Genomic DNA, 19,468 nt, shown 5'->3' with positions numbered 1-19,468 from the left:
AGGGAGGTTTTTTAGTATAGTAAGCTGCTGAAATCCAAAGGGTAGTGATTCGGGAAGCTGGCGGAAGTATGCCGGATGGGGCGGATGAAAGGGATAAATCCCTCAGTTCCCGGTACTCTCATACCGGGACAGCCCGTACCGGAAGACCCCGTAAGCCGCAGCCGCGCTTCCGATAGCCGCGACAGGGGCGAGGAGCCACCAGCCGGACCAGCCGCTTTTGCCGAAGATATAGGTTGCCGGGTAGAAGCTGATGAACGCATAGGGCAGCACCGTAGAAATGAAGATGCGGATCGCCTGCGGAAACAGGGTAATCGGATATTTGGCCAGATCGGACAGATTGTGCACCATCAGCGGGAATGCATTCCCGGCATTGCGAATCCAGAAGGCCGCCGAGTTACCCATGAGATTAATAGATACCCGGATGATAACCGCCGTGACGAACAGCAGCATTAGAATGATGGCCTTACCCGCTGTCCAGTGGATAGGGCTGTGCACAAGCGACTGCCAGATAATCACCCCGCCGATGAGCAGATTGCCGAGACCGTTAATCCCAATCCCCGTGCAGAACACCTGAAGAACCACCGGCACTGGCCGCAGCAGATAACGGTCCAGTTCACCCGTGTTAACCAGCCTGCCCAGCCGCCAGCTGCCCTCGAAGAACAGCGAACCCGCCCCCTCTGTCAGGAAGATCATAGCGTACATGAAGGTAACCTCCCAGAACTGCCAGCCCTGAATATCCGGAATCCGGTCATAGATCACCCACAGGAATACAAATCCCAGCACCTGCGTCAATGCCGCCGAGCACATCAGGATGTAAAAGTCTTTGTTATACTCCAGAATCGCCTTAAGCTGCTGCACATACAGCCTTCTATAGAGATAGAGCATTTGCGATATTTTCATTCTGCGTCCTCCTTCAGCCTTAGCCCCCATGAATGGTCACCTGGCGGACCGCCCAGTTCCACATGGCTTTGCCCGCCATCCAGAGCCCTGCCCCCCAAAAGAGCTGAAGGCCGATCAGCCGCAGGCTCTCCCACGTATCTGCCTGTTGCAGGAAGATCATCGTCGGCGTATGAATAATGGCCTGGAAGGGCAGCAGCAGCGCCAGCTTTTCCAGCCAGTCCGGGAAGAAGGCCAGCGGCACCAGCGCGCCCGACAGCAGGTTAGTGAGCGCAATCCGCGTCCAGACAATCCCCAGTGAACCCGTCGACCAGAAGCATAAGAGAGCCGCCAGATAGACCACGCCGAATTTGACCACAACCGCGCAGAGCAGACTAACCGCAAACAGCAGATAGACGATCGGCGAGTGGGGGAAGGTCACTCCGGTAAGGAAGGTGGCGAACACGATCAGCAGAACCGTACTCATCGCCCCCTCCAGCAGACTCGCACCCAAGGTCTCGGCGAATCGGGCCGTCTGGAAATCAATCGGCTTCAGCAGGTCCATGGCGACGCTGCCGTCCAGGATTTTGCCGGAGATGGCGGTCTCGGAATACCAGGACAAGACGGAATTGGCCAGGAAGGTGACCAGCAGATAAGTCTTCATCTGATCCCAGGAGTAGCCGCCCACCGCCTCGCGCCCGCCATAGATTCCCTGCCAGAGGAAGAAGATCGCGACCAGATTAATTGAGTTTGCGAGTAAATTAATGATGTAGGAGTTCCGGTAGGCCATCACATTCTGCAGGGAGCGGTTGGCAATGCTTCTGTATTTGTTAAGCCCGGCTGCTGTCATCATTCGGCTCCTGCCCCCTTGCTCCCCGGTGCTCGTTCAGATCCAGATGGCCGTCATAAACAGCCTTAATGACCTGCTCAATATGGGTATCTTCCATGCGGAAATCGAGTACCTCCCCATGCTTCATCACCCGGCTAACCACTTCACTGGCGGTATATTCATATCGGTCAAAAGTGACCGAGAACTCCTGGCTGCTCTGCTGCGTAAGCTTCAGCCCGGGGCTCTGCTCCAGCAGCTCGTACAATTCCGGCATGGGGGAGCGTACCTGGAAGAAGATCACACGGTTTTTGGCAAAACGGGCCTTGACCTCGCTCAGCGTACCGTCATAAATAATCGCGCCGTGATCGATAATGACCAGCCGCTTGCACAGGTCTTCGATGTCGCCCAAATCATGGGTCGTCAGCATCACGGTCGTCTGCTGCTCCTGGTTGATCTGCTTAATGAACCCGCGGATCTTCTCCTTCACAGATACATCAAGGCCAATCGTCGGCTCATCGAGATACAGAATCGGCGGATTATGCAGCAGGGCTGCGGCCAGATCGGCACGCATGCGCTGACCCAGCGAGAGCTTCCGTGCGGACAGGTGAATGAATTCGCTCATCCCGAGCATTTCGGTGAACAAGTCCAGGTTCTTCCTGTAGAGGGCATCCGGAATCTGATAGATATCCTTCAACAGCGAGAAGGACTCGGCAATCGGAATATCCCACCACAGCTGGGTGCGCTGCCCGAAGACTGCGCCGATCTGGGCGGCGTTTTCCATTCTTTTGCGGTACGGGTTGATTCCGTTCACCGAGATACTCCCGGAGGAAGGCATCAGAATGCCGGTCAGCATCTTGATGGTGGTCGATTTACCGGCACCATTCGGTCCCACGTAGGCCACCGTCTCCCCCGCTTCAATCCTCAGATCCAGCGGCTTGACCGCCACCTTCTCAATATGCCTGGGCAGGAACAGATGCTTCACCGCTCCCTTAAGGCCGGGCTCCTTCACCGCCTGCATAAAGGACTTGCTCAGTCCTCTGGCTTCAATCATACTCAAACTTAACCCTCCTGTTCATTACTTTGAAAGCGTTGCCGTAGATGCCTGCGAGAAAAATTCTGAATCCTCAGCGCTCTGAATGACGTAAGAGTAAATATATCACTGAGCCGATGTCGAAAACTATCAGATTAGGTCGATTTTGCAAAAAAAAGCGGCAACCCCGGATAGCCTACACCAACCGGGAGTTGCCGCTCCGCTTAAGGAGAGTCTGGACGGCAAACCCTACCAGCAGGGGAAGCGCCAGCTGAACCTCAAGTCTCCAGTCTACAGCATACAGGTCTACGAGGTTAATCTGCTTCAACAATACATAGGTCACGTTGTATAAGAGGAATGAACAGCTGAAGGTGAGCAGCGGGATCAGATGCAGCGTCCTTTTATTCTGCAGCAGCCGGTATCCCGCAAGGGTTAAGAGGGTATAGCTGGCCATGATGAACAGGGCATTATTACTGCCGAAGCGCAGGAAGGATACCATGGCGGTAGCCAGATTGAGGGCAGACGATAAATAGCCGATGCGAAGCATGTCGAACCTCCTGGTTTTTTGTAGAAATATAAGATGAACAGATTTCTACATTTTACAGCGCTAACGCGGGGATTTACAGATCCAATACTGAATGTTCATTATTCCGTAATTGTATGTTATAATGCTTTCTTTTAAAATTGATGATGTAGGAATTGGTAAATATGGAGGGATCGTTTGTGAGAATCTTTAATCAATCAAGAGCATGGAGTATGCCTGGGGATTTAGAAGCAAGCGAGCTTGAAGCCTTCCGGCCGCTCGATGCATCCCAAGTTGATGTCCAGAGCGGAATGTCCGTGGCGGGTTCTTTCGAAGAATCCAAGGAGCATATCTATCATCGAGCTATGATTTCTTCGATACGCAGTGAAATGAACAAATTAAGCCAGCTGCTCTCCATTCCATATGTGGTATTCCTGACGGACAAGGCGGGGACCATTCTGGAGCTGGTCTATTCTTCTTCGGATACGCAGGCGGAGATGGAGCAGGCGGAGCTGCGTCCGGGGGTTAGCTTAAGCAGGCAACAGGCGGGAATGAATGCTGTATCGCTGGCGATGGAGATGAACTGCATCGGGGTGGTGCGGGGAACGGAGCATACGGATCAGACCTTCCGGGACTGGAACTGTGTATGCGCTCCGCTGCAGTATGATGATAACGTTTACGGGTATGTTGATATTTCTTTTAATAGAGGAGAGCCTATTGAATTCGCCATTCCCTTCGTGCAGCAGATTGCCGAGAATATCATGGAGAAGTGGATGGAGAAGAACCCGGAGATGCAGCAGTACCGGCTTGAGGCCACGTTGCAGGAATATAAACTGACTGCGCGGGAACAGGAGGTAGCGAGGCTGTGGCTGATGGAGAAGAGCGCGCTGCACATCGGGAGCGATCTGGGCATCAGTGAAGGCACCGTGCGCAATATGCTGAAGAGTATCTATAGTAAAATGCGGGTGAACGACCGTTTCCAGTTCGTGAAGCGCCTTACGCCTTAGCCGGGAGAATCCGCTTCCGGGTACATACAAAATAGCCGGGCAGCGATATGAATGTATCCCTGACCCGGCTATTTGAAAATATAAGAATCTATATGTTACATGCTACAAATTATCCTTCTAGTTCTCGCCGAAACGGTACCGTCCTTTAAAAGGACGGCAAAGCCGTTTCCACTTGTGTGCCGTAGAAGCCTGGCTTCTCTGGCAAAAGTTAACCGCAGGAGCAGTTCAGTACCGGCTTACGCGCGGCCTGTGTCTCATCCAGGCGGCTGATTTCAGTCGTATGCGGCGCGTTAATGACAATCTCCGGCGTCTCCTCGGCTTCCTTAACGATTCGGATCATCGTCTCAATGAAGCCATCGAGCGTCTCTTTGCTCTCGGTCTCGGTCGGTTCAATCATCATACATTCCTCTACCGTCAGCGGGAAGTAGACGGTTGGCGGATGATAGCCGAAGTCGAGCAGTCGTTTGGCTACATCAAGGGTACGTACACCGTATTGCTTAAGGTTCTTACCGGACATGACGAATTCATGCTTGCAGATGCCTGGGAAGGGAATCTCGAAGTAAGGAGCCAGCCGGTGCATCATATAGTTGGCGTTCAGCACAGCGTTCTCGGAGACTTCACGCAGACCGTCAGGACCGTAGGTGCGGATATACGCATAAGCACGGACGAGAATCCCGAAGTTGCCGTAAAAGGCTTTGACGCGGCCGATCGATTCCGGCCCGCCGCAGTCCAGCGTGAAGCTGCCGTCTTCGTTCTGGGCCACAGTAGGCTGCGGCAGGAACGGGATCAGCTTCGCCTTTACACCGACTGGTCCGGCTCCCGGACCTCCGCCGCCATGCGGCGTACTCATCGTCTTGTGCAGATTGAGATGCACCACATCGAAGCCCATATCGCCCGGGCGGGTGATGCCCATAATCGCGTTGGAGTTCGCTCCGTCATAGTAGAGCAGACCGCCCGCTTCATGGACAATCGCGGCGATCTCGACGATCTGCGTCTCGAAGAGTCCGAGGGTACTCGGGTTCGTGAGCATCAGCGCGGCGGTGTCGCTGCCGACAGCGGCCTTCAGTGCTTCGAGGTCCACCATTCCCTTGTCATTGGAGGGGATGGTCACGGTGTCGAGACCGGCTGCGGCGGCACTGGCCGGGTTGGTGCCGTGCGAGGAATCGGGCACGATCACCTTGGAGCGGACTTCGCCGCGGCTCTCATGGTAGGCGCGGATCATCATCAGGCCGGTCCACTCGCCGTGGGCGCCGGCAGCGGGCTGCAGGGATACGGCATCCATGCCGGTCAGGGCGGAGAGATCCTTTTGCAGCGTGTACATCAGTTCAAGCGCACCCTGAATGCTCTCTTCCGGCTGATACGGATGGATCTTGGAGAGCCCCGGGAAGCGGGCGACATCCTCGTTGATCTTGGGATTGTATTTCATCGTGCAGGAGCCGAGCGGATAGAAGCCGTTATCGACTCCGAAGTTGCGGCGGGACAGGGCGGTATAGTGGCGGATCACATCCACCTCGGATACCTCCGGCAGTATGACCGGCTCACTGCGCAGCAGTCCTTCAGGAATGAGTGCGCCAAGGCCCTCGTCCTGCGGCACATCACACAGAGGCAGGGAGTAGGCAGAGCGGCCTGGACGGCTTAATTCAAAAATCAGACTTTGTTCCGGTTTCATACACAGCCCTCCAGTGCGCTTGCGAATTCGTCAATTTCGGTCTTGCTTCGTTTCTCCGTTACGGCAACCAGCATATGTCCGGCCAGCTCGGGATAATCCCGGCTTAAGTCATAACCGCCCAGATAGCCTTCCTTCAGCAGTTTGGAGTTAACTGCACTCACACTGCTGCCCTCCGGGAGCTTCAGGACGAATTCATTGAAGAACGGGGCAGTGAAGACGCGCTCTGCGCCAGTGATTTCAGCCAGCCGCCCAGCGGCATAGTGGCTCTTGCGGATGTTCAGCTCACCAACCTCGCGCATGCCCTCCTTGCCCATCACGGACAAGTAGACGGAAGCGCACAGCGCCAGCAGCGCCTGATTGGAGCAGATATTCGAGGTCGCCTTCTCACGGCGGATATGCTGTTCACGGGCTTGCAGCGTCAGCACGAAGCCGCGCTTGCCATTCCGGTCAACCGTCTGACCGACGATCCGGCCCGGCATCCGGCGCATGAGCGGCTCAGCCACCGCGAAGAATCCGCAGGTGGGTCCTCCCAGTGATGCGGCGATCCCCAGCGGCTGCGCGTCGCCGACGACGATGTCGGCGCCAAGCCGTCCGGGCGATTCCAGTACACCCAGCGCAATCGGATTCGCGCTCACGACAAGCAGTCCCTTGACCGCATGGATCAGCGGCTCAATCTGGCGCAGATCCTCAATACCGCCGAAGAAGTTGGGGGACTGAACCAGAACGGCAGCGGTATCGCTGTCGATGGCTTCGGCCAGCTTGGCGAGATCCGTTACCCCGTCAGCATAGTCAATCTCTACAATTTGCAGACCCCAGGCGTTGGCGGAGGTACGCAGCACCTGACGCGCTTCCGGGTGAACTGTACGGGAGACAATCAGTTTCTTGCGTTTGGTGGCGCCTGCGGCCAGCACAGCCGCTTCGGAGAAGGCGGTTGCGCCGTCATACATACTGGCATTGGCAACCTTCATGCCGGTCAGCTCACAGATATAGGATTGGAATTCAAAAATCGCCTGAAGCTCCCCCTGGCTGATCTCCGGCTGGTAAGGAGTGTAGGCAGTATAGAATTCTGAACGGGAAATCACATGGTTGATGACGACTGGAACGTGGTGGTCGTACAATCCGGCGCCGAGGAAGCTGGTGTGGGTGTCGAAGTCGGCATTCTTGTCAGCCAGGCCCTTCATATGGCGAAGCAGTGCGTATTCGTCCAGGGCGCCGGACATCGGCATTGTCCCCTGATAGCGGACAGACTGCGGAATATCGGCGAACAGCTCATCGATGGACTGGATGCCTACGGTTTCCATCATTTCTGCGCGGTCTTGCTCAGTCATAGGCAGATAGCGGTGCTTCATTGCGGCTTCACTCCTTGGCTTCTTTTGTAGAATGGGGCTTTGATGACGGCAGCCTTGAGCTGCTTGCCGCGAATCTCCACGTACACCTCAGTGCCAAGCTCCGTATAGGCAGCGTCCAGCAGAGCAAGTCCGAGGTTCCGCTTCAGGGTCGGAGACTGGGTGCCAGTCGTTACTTCACCGATCTTCACGCCGTCCGCGTACACGGGATAGTGGGAGCGGGGAATGCCGCGGTCGATCATCTCCAGGCCCACAAGACGCCGGGGCAGACCGGCTTCCTTCTGCTTCAGCAGGGCATCGCGGCCGATGAAATCCCCTGCATCCAGCTTCACGAAGAACTGGACACCGGCTTCAAGCGGCGTAATCTCAGCCGATAGCTCCTGGCCGTACAGCGGCAGCTTGGACTCGAAGCGCAGCGTATCGCGTGCGCCGAGTCCGGCAGGCGTCAGGCCATGCGGAGCGCCCGCAGCCAGCAGGCCGTTCCAGAGTGCTGCTGCTGTATCTGCGGGAGCATACAGCTCGAAGCCGTCTTCGCCGGTATATCCGGTACGGGAGAGCAGGACGGTGACGCCGCAGACTTCAGCGTGTTCGATGAAGTGAAAAGGCTTGAGTTCCGGTAGAGGAGCCTTCGTCACCTTGGCAAGAATGGTCTCAGCCAGCGGTCCCTGCAAGGCGAGCAGCAGGGTCTCATCCGAAATGTTCTTCAGATTGACCCCGCTGAACTCAGCGGTGAGATGCTCCTGCAGCCACTGGAAGTCTTTGTCGATGTTGGACGCATTGACGACGAGCATGTAACGCTCCTCGCCCAGCCGGTACACGAGCAGATCGTCCACCACTCCGCCGCTTGGGTAGAGCATCAGGGTGTACTGCGCTGCGCCGTCTTCCAGGCGGCTGACATCATTCGTGGTCATTCGTTGGAGGAAGGACTCAGCGCCGCTCCCGGTAACCATGAATTCCCCCATGTGGGAGACATCGAACAGTCCGGCCCGTTCACGGACAGCTTCATGCTCCTTCACAATGCCTGTGAACTGCACCGGCAGCTCCCAGCCGCCGAAATCAATACATCTGGACTCCGCATAAGCGGCATAGAGGTCATAAAAAGGCGTTCTTCTCAAAGACTCCATCTTGTCACTCCCTTGGTCTGATTACATACGAAAAAGGACAGGCGAAAGCCATTATGCACGTATGCATAAATGGACTTTCGCTCTGTCCTTGGTACCTGAGAGTTACCCTGCCGTACAGCGCAGGTTTCCCCGTTGGTGATCCGTGAAGCCTGCGGCGCAGGTAACCGGATGCTCTCCAGAGATGCGTCCGGCAAAGGTCCTTTTGCCTGAGAGATTCACCCATCCCGGGCTTACTCCTTCGGCGCTGTCTTCCTGTGAGACAGTCTCTCCCTATGCCATCATTCGCAAACGATATGATATTCTACTGACTCCATTAAACCGGGTAACCCTCCATACTGTCAATCAAAAAACGTCAAAAAGTTGACAAATTAAATTTTACTGTCAGTTATATTGACATTAGGCAAGGCAATAAATTAGGCTATAACTAAATTTAGAACTCCAAATGTGGAAAAGAGGCGGCTTGTAAATGAGTGAAGTGCTGGACAACCTGGTATACAGCGAAGAGCATGAATGGGCACAGCAGGGTGAGGGACGCGTAGTACGTGTAGGGATTACGGATCATGCGCAGCATCTGCTGGGCGATATCGTGTTTGTAGAATTCCCGGAAGTGGGCGCGGCGATCTCCGCAGGCGACAGCGTGGGCAGTATCGAATCTGTGAAGACCGTATCGGAGCTATATTCACCCGTATCCGGTAAGGTAACCAAGATCAACGATGCGCTGGAGGCCAGCCCGGAGCTGATCAACGATCAGCCTTACGGAGACGGTTGGATTTTTGAGCTGGAGCTGGATGTAGAGTTCGCTGAGGCAGTAACCGGTCTGCTGGATGCGGCTGCGTACAAGGAACTGGTTGGGGAATAAAAGTTAGCGTATTTGCAAAAACGGCTGTTAATACGACAGACTTCTCTTTATTACATTAGATGTTACTAATGTGAGAGGTCTGTCTTTTTGCGTCTGTATATCATTCCGGAAACCCAAGCAGACCGGGATAAAGGCCCGGAGCCAGCTGCCACAGCAGGGGCAGAAGAGCCAGACCCGCAATGGAAAATACAGAGCACAGCAGCAGGAAACGGTATCTTTTTCGCGGACGGGTGGCGGGCTTGAGCACGAAATAATACACTCCGGCTGAATAAAACGGGAAAAGCACAGCGGCCGACATCCCCATACAAACGATAAATGTCGCTTCCCCGGCAGAACTGGGGATCATGGCTTCCGGGTTATAGACCGGATTGACTTGTAAAAAGAGGAGAAGAAACGTCGAATACGCGCTCAGCAGAAGCAGGGGGAAACAGCGGATACGCCCATTCCCGGACAAGCCGTAGAGCATCCACCAGACCCCGAACCAAGCCAGGGCGAAGAGAGCTCCGGCAATAAGGTAATCAACGCCAATTGCAATCAGCTTGTCCAGCGGATAGACGCGGGCCAGATCTCCCCAGAAGTAACGGGAGGAGAAGAACTGCATGAAGGCGGCAAAAAATCCGACGAAGAGGGTAAGCATCCCCTGGGCAATAATGATCATGATCAGCGAAACTGCCAGCCGTAAAAACCTGAAAAACCCTGCGGCCTCCGGCGCCGCTCCGTTTGTATCCTGCATAGCGGTCTATCTCCTTATATTAGCAAATGGATATATGCTTCTGCCGCCTGCCGGTATTTGAGCGGATCCGCTCGCGGTTACGTGCTATTCTTCCTCCTGCAGCTGCCGCAGAACAATGAGTTCAACCCGGCGGTTCCGCTGTTTTCCCTCGGCGCTTGTATTATCGTAGGCGGGCTGGGTATCGGCATAACCCGCGTACTGGAAGGTATCAGGGCTTAGCCCCTCTTTGTCCAGAAAAAAGCGCAGGACGGACAGCGCCCGGGCGCCCGATAGCTCCCAGTTGTCTTTGTACACTGAGCCTGGCGTCACGGGAACATTGTCGGTGTGGCCTTCGATGCTGATGGTGGCGCCGATGCCGCGGAACAGGCCGGAGAGCTGGCGCAGTGCAGGGAACGCAGGAGATTTCAACTCAGCCTTACCCGCATCGAACAGGAACCGGTCACTCAGCGTGATGGCAATGCCCTGCGGCTTATCGGCAACAAAAATCTGCTCACCCAGGTTATTCTCCTCCACGTATTGGGTGATAACCCCCATAAGCGCAGCCAGCTTCGCTTCCTGTTCCCGAAAAGCAAGCTCACGCGCTGACGGCTGGTGCCCAGCCCCATCTCCTGTTTGTCCGGTTGCATTCAGCCCGTCCGCATTCGCGGAGCCTGTAGCAGAAGGACCGCCAGCGGTTCCGCCGTCTTCATTAGGACCCTTCGAAACGTCTGTCCCTGTGATTCCCGGATGGCCCTCCAGCACGCCGCTTCCACCCTCCAGTACTGCACTTCTGCTCTTGAAGGTATCCGATAAGGAGCCGCTGACGATGGCATATTTCTGCGAATCCAGGCTGCTCATGGCATACAGAATCACGAAGAAAATAAGCAGAAGCGTGATCAGATCCGCGTAGGTAATCATCCAGCGGTCCCGGCTCTCCTTGCCTGCGGCGGCGCGGCGCTGCCGGCGGTTTCTTTGTCTCATAGCGGGTCCCCCGGACTGGTGCTGCTGCGTTTAGGGGCGTCTGCCAGGAAGGGGGCCAGCTTTTGCCGGACGAGATGCGGGTGATCCCCGTTCTGCAGGGACAGAATGCCGACGAGCAGCATCTCCATGGTGCCCAGCTCACTTTGGCTGCGGGATTTGATTTTGGAAGCGATGGGTAAAAAGAGTAGATTGGCGCTGGCTACGCCATAGAGCGTTGCTGTAAAAGCTACGGCAATCGACGCGCCCAGATTGGAAGGGTCCGTTAAATTGCTCAGTACCCGGATCAGCCCCATAACGGTGCCGATAATCCCCATGGTCGGTGCATAGCCGCCAGCGGCTTCAAATATTTTGGCATAGCCTTCATATTTCAGCTCCTTGGCATCCATCCCAAGCTCCAGGATCTGGCGGACCTGATCCGGGTCATTGCCGTCGACAATCAGAAACAGGCCTTCACGGGTGAAGGGATCGGGGTGATCCTCCGCTCTTTTCTCCAGGGCGAGAACACCGCCGCGCCGCGTGAGTGCAGCCATGGCAATCAGTTCTTCGGCTTGTTCCCGGCTGGTATCTTGCTGTCTGCCAAAAGCCAGGCCAAGCGCCGCCGGAATGCTGCGGAGCTTGGACGCCGGGAAGCTGATGAGTACCGCCGCAAGAGTACCGCCGAACACGATCAGGGCAGCGTTGGGTTGTAGTAAGCCGGACAGGCTGCCGCCTTCCCACAGAAATCCGCCGATCATAGCGGCTATCCCGGCCAGCAGGCCGATTATTGTAGTGAAATCCATAAATTCAGGCTCCTTAAATTTCTATATATTATGGTTTGCAACAGTCTGGGCGACGCTGTATAATAAACGGGAACGTGCATTCCTATCTTCCATATTTTTCAGTATGGTATGGATGAAGGATCATTAGGGTTAAAATTATAATATATTCATATATTCTAGACGATAGAGGGGAGACGGGCAAATGAGTGATATTGTCGTCAGTACAAAGACTTTTGAACTGGAGTCCGAGTATACACCCCAGGGCGATCAGCCTCATGCCATAGAAGAGTTAGTGGACGGCATCCGGCAGGGCAAGAAGCACCAGACGCTGCTGGGAGCGACAGGTACAGGCAAGACCTTTACCATCGCACAAGTGATTTCCAAATTGAACCGTCCGACGCTGGTCATTGCGCACAACAAGACGCTTGCTGCACAGCTGGCGAGTGAGTTCAAAGAATTTTTTCCAAACAATTCCGTTGATTACTTCGTCAGTTACTACGATTACTACCAGCCAGAGGCGTACATTCCTTCCTCCGATACCTACATTGAGAAAGATTCCAGCATAAATGAAGAAATCGACAAGCTCCGCCACTCTGCAACCAGCTCGTTGTTCGAACGCCGTGACGTTATTATTGTGGCGAGTGTGTCGTGTATTTATGGCCTCGGTTCACCGAAGGAATATGGAAGCTTACTGCTCTCGCTGCGGGTAGGGATGGAGAAGCCGCGTAATCAGATTCTGAGCCGGCTCGTAGATATCCAGTATCAGCGTAATGATATTAATTTTGTGCGCGGTACGTTCCGTGTGCGCGGGGATGTAATTGAGATCTTCCCGGCTTCCCAGGGAGAACATGCGATCCGGGTAGAACTGTTTGGAGACGAGATCGAACGGATCACGGAGATAAATGTTCTGACTGGTGAGCTAATCGGCGAACGCGATCATATCGCGATCTTCCCGGCGTCCCACTTTGTCACCCAGGAAGAGACGATGCGTGTAGCCCTTGTTAATATTGAACGTGAGCTTGAGGAACGGCTGGCTGTGCTTAATGGAGCAGGCAAGCTGCTGGAGGCCCAGCGGCTGGAGCAGCGGACCCGTTATGATATCGAGATGATGAAGGAAGTCGGCTTTTGTTCAGGGATCGAGAACTATTCGGGTCCGCTTACCTTCCGTGAACCGGGAGCGACTCCTTATACGCTGATGGACTATTTCCCGGATGATATGCTAATTGTGATTGACGAGTCCCATGCCACGCTTCCGCAGATCCGGGCGATGTATAATGGTGACCGCGCGCGTAAGACAGTACTCGTGGAGCATGGCTTCCGCCTGCCGTCTGCACTGGATAACCGGCCGCTGCAGTTCGAGGAATTCGAAGACAAAGTGAGCCAGATTATATATGTGTCCGCTACACCGGGACCTTATGAGATGGAACACTGCGATACAACAGTACAGCAGATTATCCGTCCTACGGGTCTGCTTGACCCGATCATAGAAGTGCGCCCTACCGAAGGACAGATCGATGATCTGATCAATGAAATCCGTGACCGGGTTGAACGCGATGAGCGTGTACTCGTTACCACCCTTACGAAGAAGATGTCTGAGGACCTGACGGACTACTTCAAGGAGATTGGCATCAAGGTACGTTATATGCACTCCGATATCAAGACACTGGAGCGGATGGCGATCCTGCGTGATCTGCGCCTGGGTACATTCCACGTACTGGTCGGCATTAACCTGCTTAGAGAGGGTCTTGACCTGCCGGAGGTCTCGCTTGTCGCCATCCTGGATGCCGATAAGGAAGGCTTCCTCCGTTCCGAGCGTTCGTTGATCCAGACGATCGGCCGGGCCGCTCGTAACTCTGAGGGGCGTGTTATTTTGTATGGGGACCGCATTACAGATTCCATGGAGAAGGCGATGAGCGAAACCCAGCGCCGCCGTGAGATTCAAATCGCCCATAATGAGAAGCACGGGATTACCCCGACAACCATCAACAAGAAGGTGCGCGACATCATAGAGGCCACCAAGGTGGCCGAGTCCAAGGCCGATTACCTCACTGGTGTCGGTGGCAAGCTGAACAAGAAAGACAAGCAGAGCCTGATGCAGCGTCTGGAGGCGGAGATGAAGGACGCCGCCAAGAACCTGCAATTCGAGCGGGCCGCCGAGCTGCGCGATGCCTTGCTTGAGCTGCGGGCAGAGTAAGGCGGCGATGAAGTTAACGATCCAGGGAACGGCGCTATTCAGGCCGTTCTTTTTGAAGATAAAGGGGCCACGCCCTTGCGTATCCCGAAGGGACAGCTTGCCGTTGAAGCCCTTAGCGTGTATCCCGAAGGGACAGCGTGCCGTTAAGTTCTTAGCGCGTATCCCGTAGGGAGAGCGTGCACTCAAGGTCTTAGCGTGTATCCCGAAGGGGCAGCGTGCCGTCAAGCTCTTAGCGCGTATCCCGGAGGGACAGCGTTGACGGCAAGCAGCAGCGAGCCGAATCGCTCTAATCGTACAGCGGCCCCGTAGGGGCTAGCGGGCCTATTCCCACAGTAGTCGTCCATCCACCCAGCCCAACTCTTTCCGCCAAGTTTGCAGGTGTCCAGAGGGTGCAACCCTTGGGGCCCTCCCTTGGAAGGGAGGGTTTGGGAGGGATCGAAAATATTTTCCCAAAATGTTTTTGCATTTTAAATTCCCCTTAAAGGAGAGGTACCGTGGCACATGAAAGTATAGTAATCAAGGGCGCAAGGGCCCATAATCTCAAGAACATCGACGTAACGATTCCGCGCGACCGCTTCGTCGTGCTGACGGGACTGAGCGGTTCGGGCAAATCCTCCCTGGCCTTCGACACCATCTACGCCGAGGGACAACGCCGGTATGTGGAGTCTTTGTCTGCTTATGCGCGCCAGTTCCTGGGCCAAATGGAGAAGCCGGATGTAGATTCCATTGAAGGACTCTCCCCGGCGATATCAATTGACCAGAAGACTACAAGCCGTAACCCGCGTTCGACAGTAGGGACGGTTACCGAAATCTATGACTATCTGCGGCTGCTTTTTGCCCGGGTCGGGCATCCCCACTGCCCGGATCATGGCATAGAGATCACCTCACAGACGGTTGAACAGATGGTGGACCGGATCATGCAATACCCGGAGAAGACCCGCCTGCAAATTCTGGCCCCGGTCATTTCCGGCCGTAAGGGTGAGCATAAGGGCCTGTTCACAGATATCTCGAAGCAAGGCTTCGTCCGTGTACGAGTGGACGGAGAGCTGCGCGAAGTGACGGAAGATATTGTACTGGAGAAGAACAAAAAGCATACGATTGAGGTTGTCGTTGACCGGATTGTGATTAAGGATGATATCGAGACCCGGCTTACCGATTCCTTGGAGACTGCGCTGAAGCTGTCCGGCGGTCAGATTCTCGTGGATGTGATGGGCCAGGAAGAGCTGTTGTTCAGTGCAAGCTTTGCTTGTCCTGTCTGCGGATTCAGCATAGAAGAGCTGGCGCCGCGCATGTTCTCCTTCAACAGTCCATTTGGGGCCTGCCCTGAGTGTGACGGACTGGGGATGAATATGGTGGTTGACCCTGATCTGCTGATTCCTGACATGGAGAAGTCCATTGAAGAAGGGGCATTCCTGGCCTGGACAGGCAGTACATCGAACTACTATCCGCAGTTCCTGAAATCCGTATGCGAGCATTTCAAAATCCCGCAGAATGTGCCGCTCAGCAGCTTGTCACCGGAGCATATGACCAAGCTGCTGCACGGAACAGGCAGCGAGAAGATCCGCTTCCGATATGAGAATGACTTCGGCCAGCGCAAAGACGCCCTGGTTGCCTTTGAGGGGATTATTCCTAATCTGGAGCGCCGGTACCGTGACACAGCCTCCGAAGGTATCCGTGAGTTCATTGAGGGCTTCATGAGCGCCAAACCCTGCCATTCGTGTAAGGGTAAGCGGCTCAAGAAAGAGATTTTGGCGGTGACCATCAATGAGCGGAATGTTGCGGATGTGACGGATCTTTCGATTGGGGATTGCCTGGACTTCTTCGCAGAGCTCAAGCTTAGTGAGAAAGAAACAGCGATTGCTAATCTGATCCTCAAGGAAATCAGCAGCCGGCTCGGCTTCCTGGTGAATGTGGGGCTGAACTATCTGACCCTTAGCCGGGCAGCAGGTTCTCTATCCGGCGGGGAAGCCCAGCGCATCAGGCTGGCTACCCAGATCGGCTCCAGTCTGATGGGTGTTCTCTATATTCTGGATGAGCCAAGTATCGGCCTGCATCAGCGGGACAATGACCGGCTGATTGCTACGCTGGCCCATATGCGCGATCTCGGCAATACGCTCATCGTTGTTGAGCATGATGAGGATACCATGATGGCGGCTGACTATATTATCGACATTGGACCAGGGGCCGGCAAACATGGCGGCCATATCATTGCTCAAGGGACACCGCAGGAAATTATGCAAGATGCGAACTCTCTGACGGGTGAATACTTGAGCGGACGCAAGTTCATCCCGGTGACTGCCAAGCGGCGGCCAACCGATAATGAACGCTGGATCGAGATCCGTGGAGCGAAGGAGAATAACCTGAAGAATGTGAATGTGAAAATCCCGCTGGGTGTCTTCACAGCGGTAACCGGCGTATCCGGTTCCGGCAAATCTTCGCTTATTAACGAGATTCTGTATAAGAGTCTGGCCCGCCAGCTGAACAAGGCGGTCAAGGTCCGTCCCGGCTTGCACAAAGAAATCCGCGGCCTGGAGAATCTGGACAAGGTCATCGAAATTGACCAGTCCCCCATTGGACGTACCCCGCGCTCCAATCCGGCTACGTACACAGGCGTGTTCGATGATATCCGTGATTTGTTCTCCAAGACGAACGAGGCTAAGGTACGGGGCTTCCAGAAGGGGCGCTTCAGCTTCAATGTGAAGGGCGGCCGCTGTGAGGCATGCCGTGGAGACGGCATTATCAAGATTGAGATGCACTTCCTGCCGGATGTCTACGTACCCTGTGAAGTTTGCAAAGGCAAACGGTACAACCGCGAGACGCTGGAAGTGAAATATAAAGGCAAGAATATCTCGGATGTGCTTGAGCTGACAGTGGAGGATGCAACGGAGTTCTTCAAGAATATTCCGAAGATTCACCGTAAAATGCAGACCTTGCTGGATGTAGGCCTGGGCTATATTAACATCGGCCAGCCGGGGACCACCCTGTCCGGCGGTGAAGCCCAGCGTGTGAAGCTGGCTTCCGAGCTGTACCGCCGGAGTACCGGCAAAACCCTCTATATCCTGGATGAGCCGACAACCGGTCTGCATGTCGATGACATCGGCCGTCTGCTTGAGGTGCTGCACCGGCTGGTCGATTCCGGTGAATCGGTTCTGGTCATCGAGCATAATCTCGACGTCATCAAGACAGCCGATTACATCATCGATATGGGACCGGAAGGCGGCAGCGGTGGTGGTACCGTCCTTGCTACCGGAACGCCGGAGAAGCTGATCAGCGTGGAGGAATCCTATACGGGCCGCTACCTGAAGCCTGTTCTGATCCGTGATACGGAACGTACGTTGGCTATGGAATTACAGCCTTCTGAGACAGTGTAAATGCAGGAAGAGCGGTATAAAACCTAATCCCTTATTAACCCTAATAACCCTTATCTCTTCTTACAGGAGAGGCAAGGGTTGTTTTTAATATCACGGCATGTTTCACAAGTTTATTTACATTATCAGCTCTTCGCTACAACTCACTGCGGATGCCGAAGATAATTTTAAACCGGCGGGTAGTTTTAGCTCCCCGTTTGAACCCTTCCCGTGAGTCCGCAATCCAGACGGTTCTTCCGATCCAGACCCGGATGTACAAGGAACGGAAGATAACTGGCCGGACGACCCCCTGTACTTCGACCTCTGTGCCATCCGGCTGTTCAATCTCTGTTCGCACCCACCATGTGTTTCCGAATCCGAATTCGATGTATTTCAAGCAGGGGTCACCGCTCTTTCTAAATAATGTGTACCGATTTCCGAGATGGATTCTGAGGAGGGCTGGCTTAGACATATTCTGCAGGCTTTGTTAATAGGTATCAGTAAGCCTTATTACCTATGAAAAAGGGGGATTTGAAGTGACAAAGCATGCATTAATTACAGGGATTACAGGACAAGATGGATCTTATTTAGCAGAGCTTCTCTTGTCAAAAGGATATAAAGTATTCGGTTTGCGCCGTAGAACAAGTATACCAATTATGGATAACATCGGACATATAAAGAATGAAATCGAATTCATTGAAGGGGATTTGCTGGATCTGGGGTCACTGATGAGAGCGGTGAGCATCTCAGATCCGGATGAAGTCTATAACCTGGCCGCACAGTCTTTCGTAGCAACCTCTTGGGTTCAACCCGTTGCAACTGCTCAGGCTACTGGAATGGGTGTTACCAATTTACTCGAGGCTGTGCGGTTGACTAAACCGGAAGCGAAATTTTATCAAGCCTCAAGCAGTGAAATGTTTGGTAAAGTATTAGCAACACCACAGAAAGAAACGACCCCATTTTATCCACGAAGTCCATATGGTGTAGCTAAAGTTTATGGTCACTGGATTACTGTTAATTATAGAGAAAGCTACAACATGTTTGCTTGTTCTGGAATCTTGTTCAATCATGAATCGCCACGTCGTGGCATTGAATTTGTAACCCGCAAAGTATCTGATGCTGTGGCGAGAATAAAACTGGGTCTGCAAACGGAACTCCGGATGGGAAATCTGGATGCAAAAAGAGATTGGGGCTTTGCAGGGGATTATGTTAAAGCGATGTGGCTGATGCTTCAGCAGGATAAAGCGGATGATTTCGTAATCTCGACTGCGGAGACACATACGATTGAAGAACTTGTAGATATCGCATTTACTCATGTAGGACTGGATTGGAAAGATTATGTTGTGGTTGATCAGAGATTTGTTAGACCTGCTGAAGTGGATCTACTGCTTGGCGATTGCTCCAAGGCTAAAGAAAAGCTAGGCTGGGAACGGGAGGTTACATTTGAACAATTGGTCAAGATGATGGTGGATAGCGATTTAGCGCTCATTAATGAAAATTTAATTAAAGGTGTTAAAATAGTGTGATTTCGTGGTATTGAGGTCCAACTAGCCCACCAAGTCCACCAAGTCCAAACAGGCATATCTATAGCATGTCTGCCGTAAGATTCAATGAGAAGCTTTTGCGTTGAATGGATAGCAGCAGCTGTAGGCTGGATTGAGGTGGATTGGCTCTTTGAAAATTAAAAATACAACGGCGGTCAATGATAAATATCGCCAATCCGAGGCGTGATTTAGCCATGAGGAATATTTTTTGTGACAAATACGCCATTTTTAAAATATTTCTATTGCGTGACTGAAATGGTAACGATAACATAGAAGGTAATATGGATTAGAGAAACTTGCTTGACAACACTCTCAGGGAGGGATTGCCATGCTGCTTGCAGAAGCTGCCGCGCAAGAACCGTCTAAATTTCATACCTTCGATGCGTTTATGATTGTATTCACGATCCTGATACTTATCGGTGTGGTCCGGCTGCTTAGAGCTCCGCAGAAGAACAAGTTTGCCATCGGTTTTGGAGTGGTGAGCCTGCTGGTGTTTGTGGTCTCCGATTATGCAATGATTGTGAACTGGTTCAGCTAGAGTAAGGCACACATAACCTCAGATGCAAGCTCATCTAAAGACACCTTTACCGCCAGCGGCGATCCTAAAGGCGTCTTTTTTTAAAGATAAGAATTCATATGCTTCGCGCACAGGAAAGAAGGGGAGAGCCA

The 19,468-nt window shown here is 53.7% G+C and carries 17 protein-coding genes and 1 riboswitch; of the genes, 6 read left to right on the top strand and 11 right to left on the bottom strand.

Annotated elements, in window-relative coordinates:
- Positions 1–102: 102 nt before the first annotated feature.
- The 4 genes from NST43_RS28235 to NST43_RS28220 form a co-directional block, all read right to left on the bottom strand.
- Complete coding sequence (locus NST43_RS28235) at positions 103–900, bottom strand: ABC-2 family transporter protein (RefSeq protein ID WP_339220661.1); 798 nt, start codon at positions 898–900, stop codon at positions 103–105.
- A gap of 19 nt (positions 901–919) precedes the next feature.
- Positions 920–1,729, bottom strand: coding sequence for an ABC-2 family transporter protein (locus NST43_RS28230; protein WP_339220659.1), 810 nt, complete (start codon positions 1,727–1,729; stop codon positions 920–922).
- On the bottom strand, positions 1,707–2,756 hold the full coding sequence (locus NST43_RS28225) for an ATP-binding cassette domain-containing protein (RefSeq protein ID WP_339225547.1): 1,050 nt from the start codon (positions 2,754–2,756) through the stop codon (positions 1,707–1,709). The genes NST43_RS28230 and NST43_RS28225 overlap by 23 nt, the downstream gene beginning before the upstream one ends.
- Positions 2,757–2,931: 175 nt before the next feature.
- Positions 2,932–3,282: a hypothetical protein gene (locus NST43_RS28220; protein WP_339220657.1), complete on the bottom strand. Its 351-nt coding sequence runs from the start codon at positions 3,280–3,282 to the stop codon at positions 2,932–2,934.
- Positions 3,283–3,491: 209 nt separating this feature from the next.
- Between NST43_RS28220 and NST43_RS28215 the strand changes: the two genes are divergently transcribed.
- Complete coding sequence (locus NST43_RS28215) at positions 3,492–4,265, top strand: LuxR C-terminal-related transcriptional regulator (protein WP_339220656.1); 774 nt, start codon at positions 3,492–3,494, stop codon at positions 4,263–4,265.
- Between the two features lie 208 nt (positions 4,266–4,473).
- On the opposite strand, the gene gcvPB is transcribed toward NST43_RS28215, so the two are convergent.
- Genes gcvPB through gcvT form a run of 3 tightly spaced genes read right to left on the bottom strand, consistent with a single transcriptional unit; the run spans position 4,474 to position 8,404 of the window.
- Positions 4,474–5,934 (bottom strand): aminomethyl-transferring glycine dehydrogenase subunit GcvPB, encoded by a 1,461-nt coding sequence (gcvPB, locus tag NST43_RS28210; protein WP_339220655.1) that lies wholly within the window; start codon positions 5,932–5,934, stop codon positions 4,474–4,476.
- On the bottom strand, positions 5,931–7,283 hold the full coding sequence (gcvPA, locus tag NST43_RS28205) for an aminomethyl-transferring glycine dehydrogenase subunit GcvPA (RefSeq protein ID WP_339220653.1): 1,353 nt from the start codon (positions 7,281–7,283) through the stop codon (positions 5,931–5,933). Before gcvPA ends, gcvPB begins: the two co-directional genes overlap by 4 nt.
- Positions 7,280–8,404 carry a glycine cleavage system aminomethyltransferase GcvT gene (gene gcvT, locus NST43_RS28200; protein ID WP_339220651.1) on the bottom strand — a complete coding sequence of 375 codons (1,125 nt, stop codon included), beginning with the start codon at positions 8,402–8,404 and terminating at the stop codon, positions 7,280–7,282. The genes gcvPA and gcvT overlap by 4 nt, the downstream gene beginning before the upstream one ends.
- A 184-nt stretch (positions 8,405–8,588) precedes the next feature.
- A riboswitch (glycine riboswitch) is annotated at positions 8,589–8,686 on the bottom strand.
- A gap of 184 nt (positions 8,687–8,870) precedes the next feature.
- Here gcvT and gcvH point away from each other — a divergent pair.
- Entirely contained in the window at positions 8,871–9,263 is a 393-nt protein-coding gene (gene gcvH / locus NST43_RS28195; RefSeq protein WP_339220649.1) for a glycine cleavage system protein GcvH, read from the top strand.
- Positions 9,264–9,363: 100 nt separating this feature from the next.
- On the opposite strand, the gene NST43_RS28190 is transcribed toward gcvH, so the two are convergent.
- The 3 genes from NST43_RS28190 to NST43_RS28180 form a co-directional block, all read right to left on the bottom strand.
- Complete coding sequence (locus tag NST43_RS28190) at positions 9,364–9,996, bottom strand: hypothetical protein (RefSeq protein WP_339220647.1); 633 nt, start codon at positions 9,994–9,996, stop codon at positions 9,364–9,366.
- Between the two features lie 84 nt (positions 9,997–10,080).
- Positions 10,081–10,956, bottom strand: coding sequence for a flagellar motor protein MotB (locus NST43_RS28185; RefSeq protein ID WP_339220645.1), 876 nt, complete (start codon positions 10,954–10,956; stop codon positions 10,081–10,083).
- Entirely contained in the window at positions 10,953–11,735 is a 783-nt protein-coding gene (locus NST43_RS28180) for a flagellar motor protein (RefSeq protein ID WP_339220643.1), read from the bottom strand. Before NST43_RS28180 ends, NST43_RS28185 begins: the two co-directional genes overlap by 4 nt.
- Before the next feature lie 181 nt (positions 11,736–11,916).
- Between NST43_RS28180 and uvrB the strand changes: the two genes are divergently transcribed.
- Together uvrB and uvrA are read left to right on the top strand one after the other, a co-directional pair.
- On the top strand, positions 11,917–13,908 hold the full coding sequence (uvrB, locus tag NST43_RS28175) for an excinuclease ABC subunit UvrB (protein ID WP_209988709.1): 1,992 nt from the start codon (positions 11,917–11,919) through the stop codon (positions 13,906–13,908).
- 494 nt (positions 13,909–14,402) lie between these two features.
- A complete protein-coding gene (gene uvrA, locus NST43_RS28170; RefSeq protein ID WP_209988706.1) occupies positions 14,403–17,279 on the top strand; it encodes an excinuclease ABC subunit UvrA in 2,877 nt (958 codons plus the stop codon).
- A gap of 133 nt (positions 17,280–17,412) precedes the next feature.
- Here uvrA and NST43_RS28165 read toward each other — a convergent pair whose 3' ends face one another.
- The gene (locus NST43_RS28165) at positions 17,413–17,652 is read right to left on the bottom strand and encodes a DUF3977 family protein (RefSeq protein WP_339220641.1); all 240 of its coding nucleotides are present in this window, start codon (positions 17,650–17,652) and stop codon (positions 17,413–17,415) included.
- 139 nt (positions 17,653–17,791) lie between these two features.
- Here NST43_RS28165 and gmd point away from each other — a divergent pair, with 139 nt between their 5' ends.
- Positions 17,792–18,781 (top strand): GDP-mannose 4,6-dehydratase, encoded by a 990-nt coding sequence (gene gmd / locus NST43_RS28160; protein ID WP_339220639.1) that lies wholly within the window; start codon positions 17,792–17,794, stop codon positions 18,779–18,781.
- A 346-nt stretch (positions 18,782–19,127) separates the two neighbouring features.
- Positions 19,128–19,337: a hypothetical protein gene (locus NST43_RS28155; RefSeq protein WP_209988697.1), complete on the top strand. Its 210-nt coding sequence runs from the start codon at positions 19,128–19,130 to the stop codon at positions 19,335–19,337.
- Positions 19,338–19,468 lie beyond the last annotated feature (131 nt).

It is taken from the genome of Paenibacillus sp. FSL H8-0332 (assembly GCF_037963835.1).
GTDB lineage: Bacteria > Bacillota > Bacilli > Paenibacillales > Paenibacillaceae > Paenibacillus_AQ > Paenibacillus_AQ rhizoplanae.
Note: the sequence above shows the minus strand (reverse complement) of the source record. Positions and strands in the feature narration are given on the sequence as shown.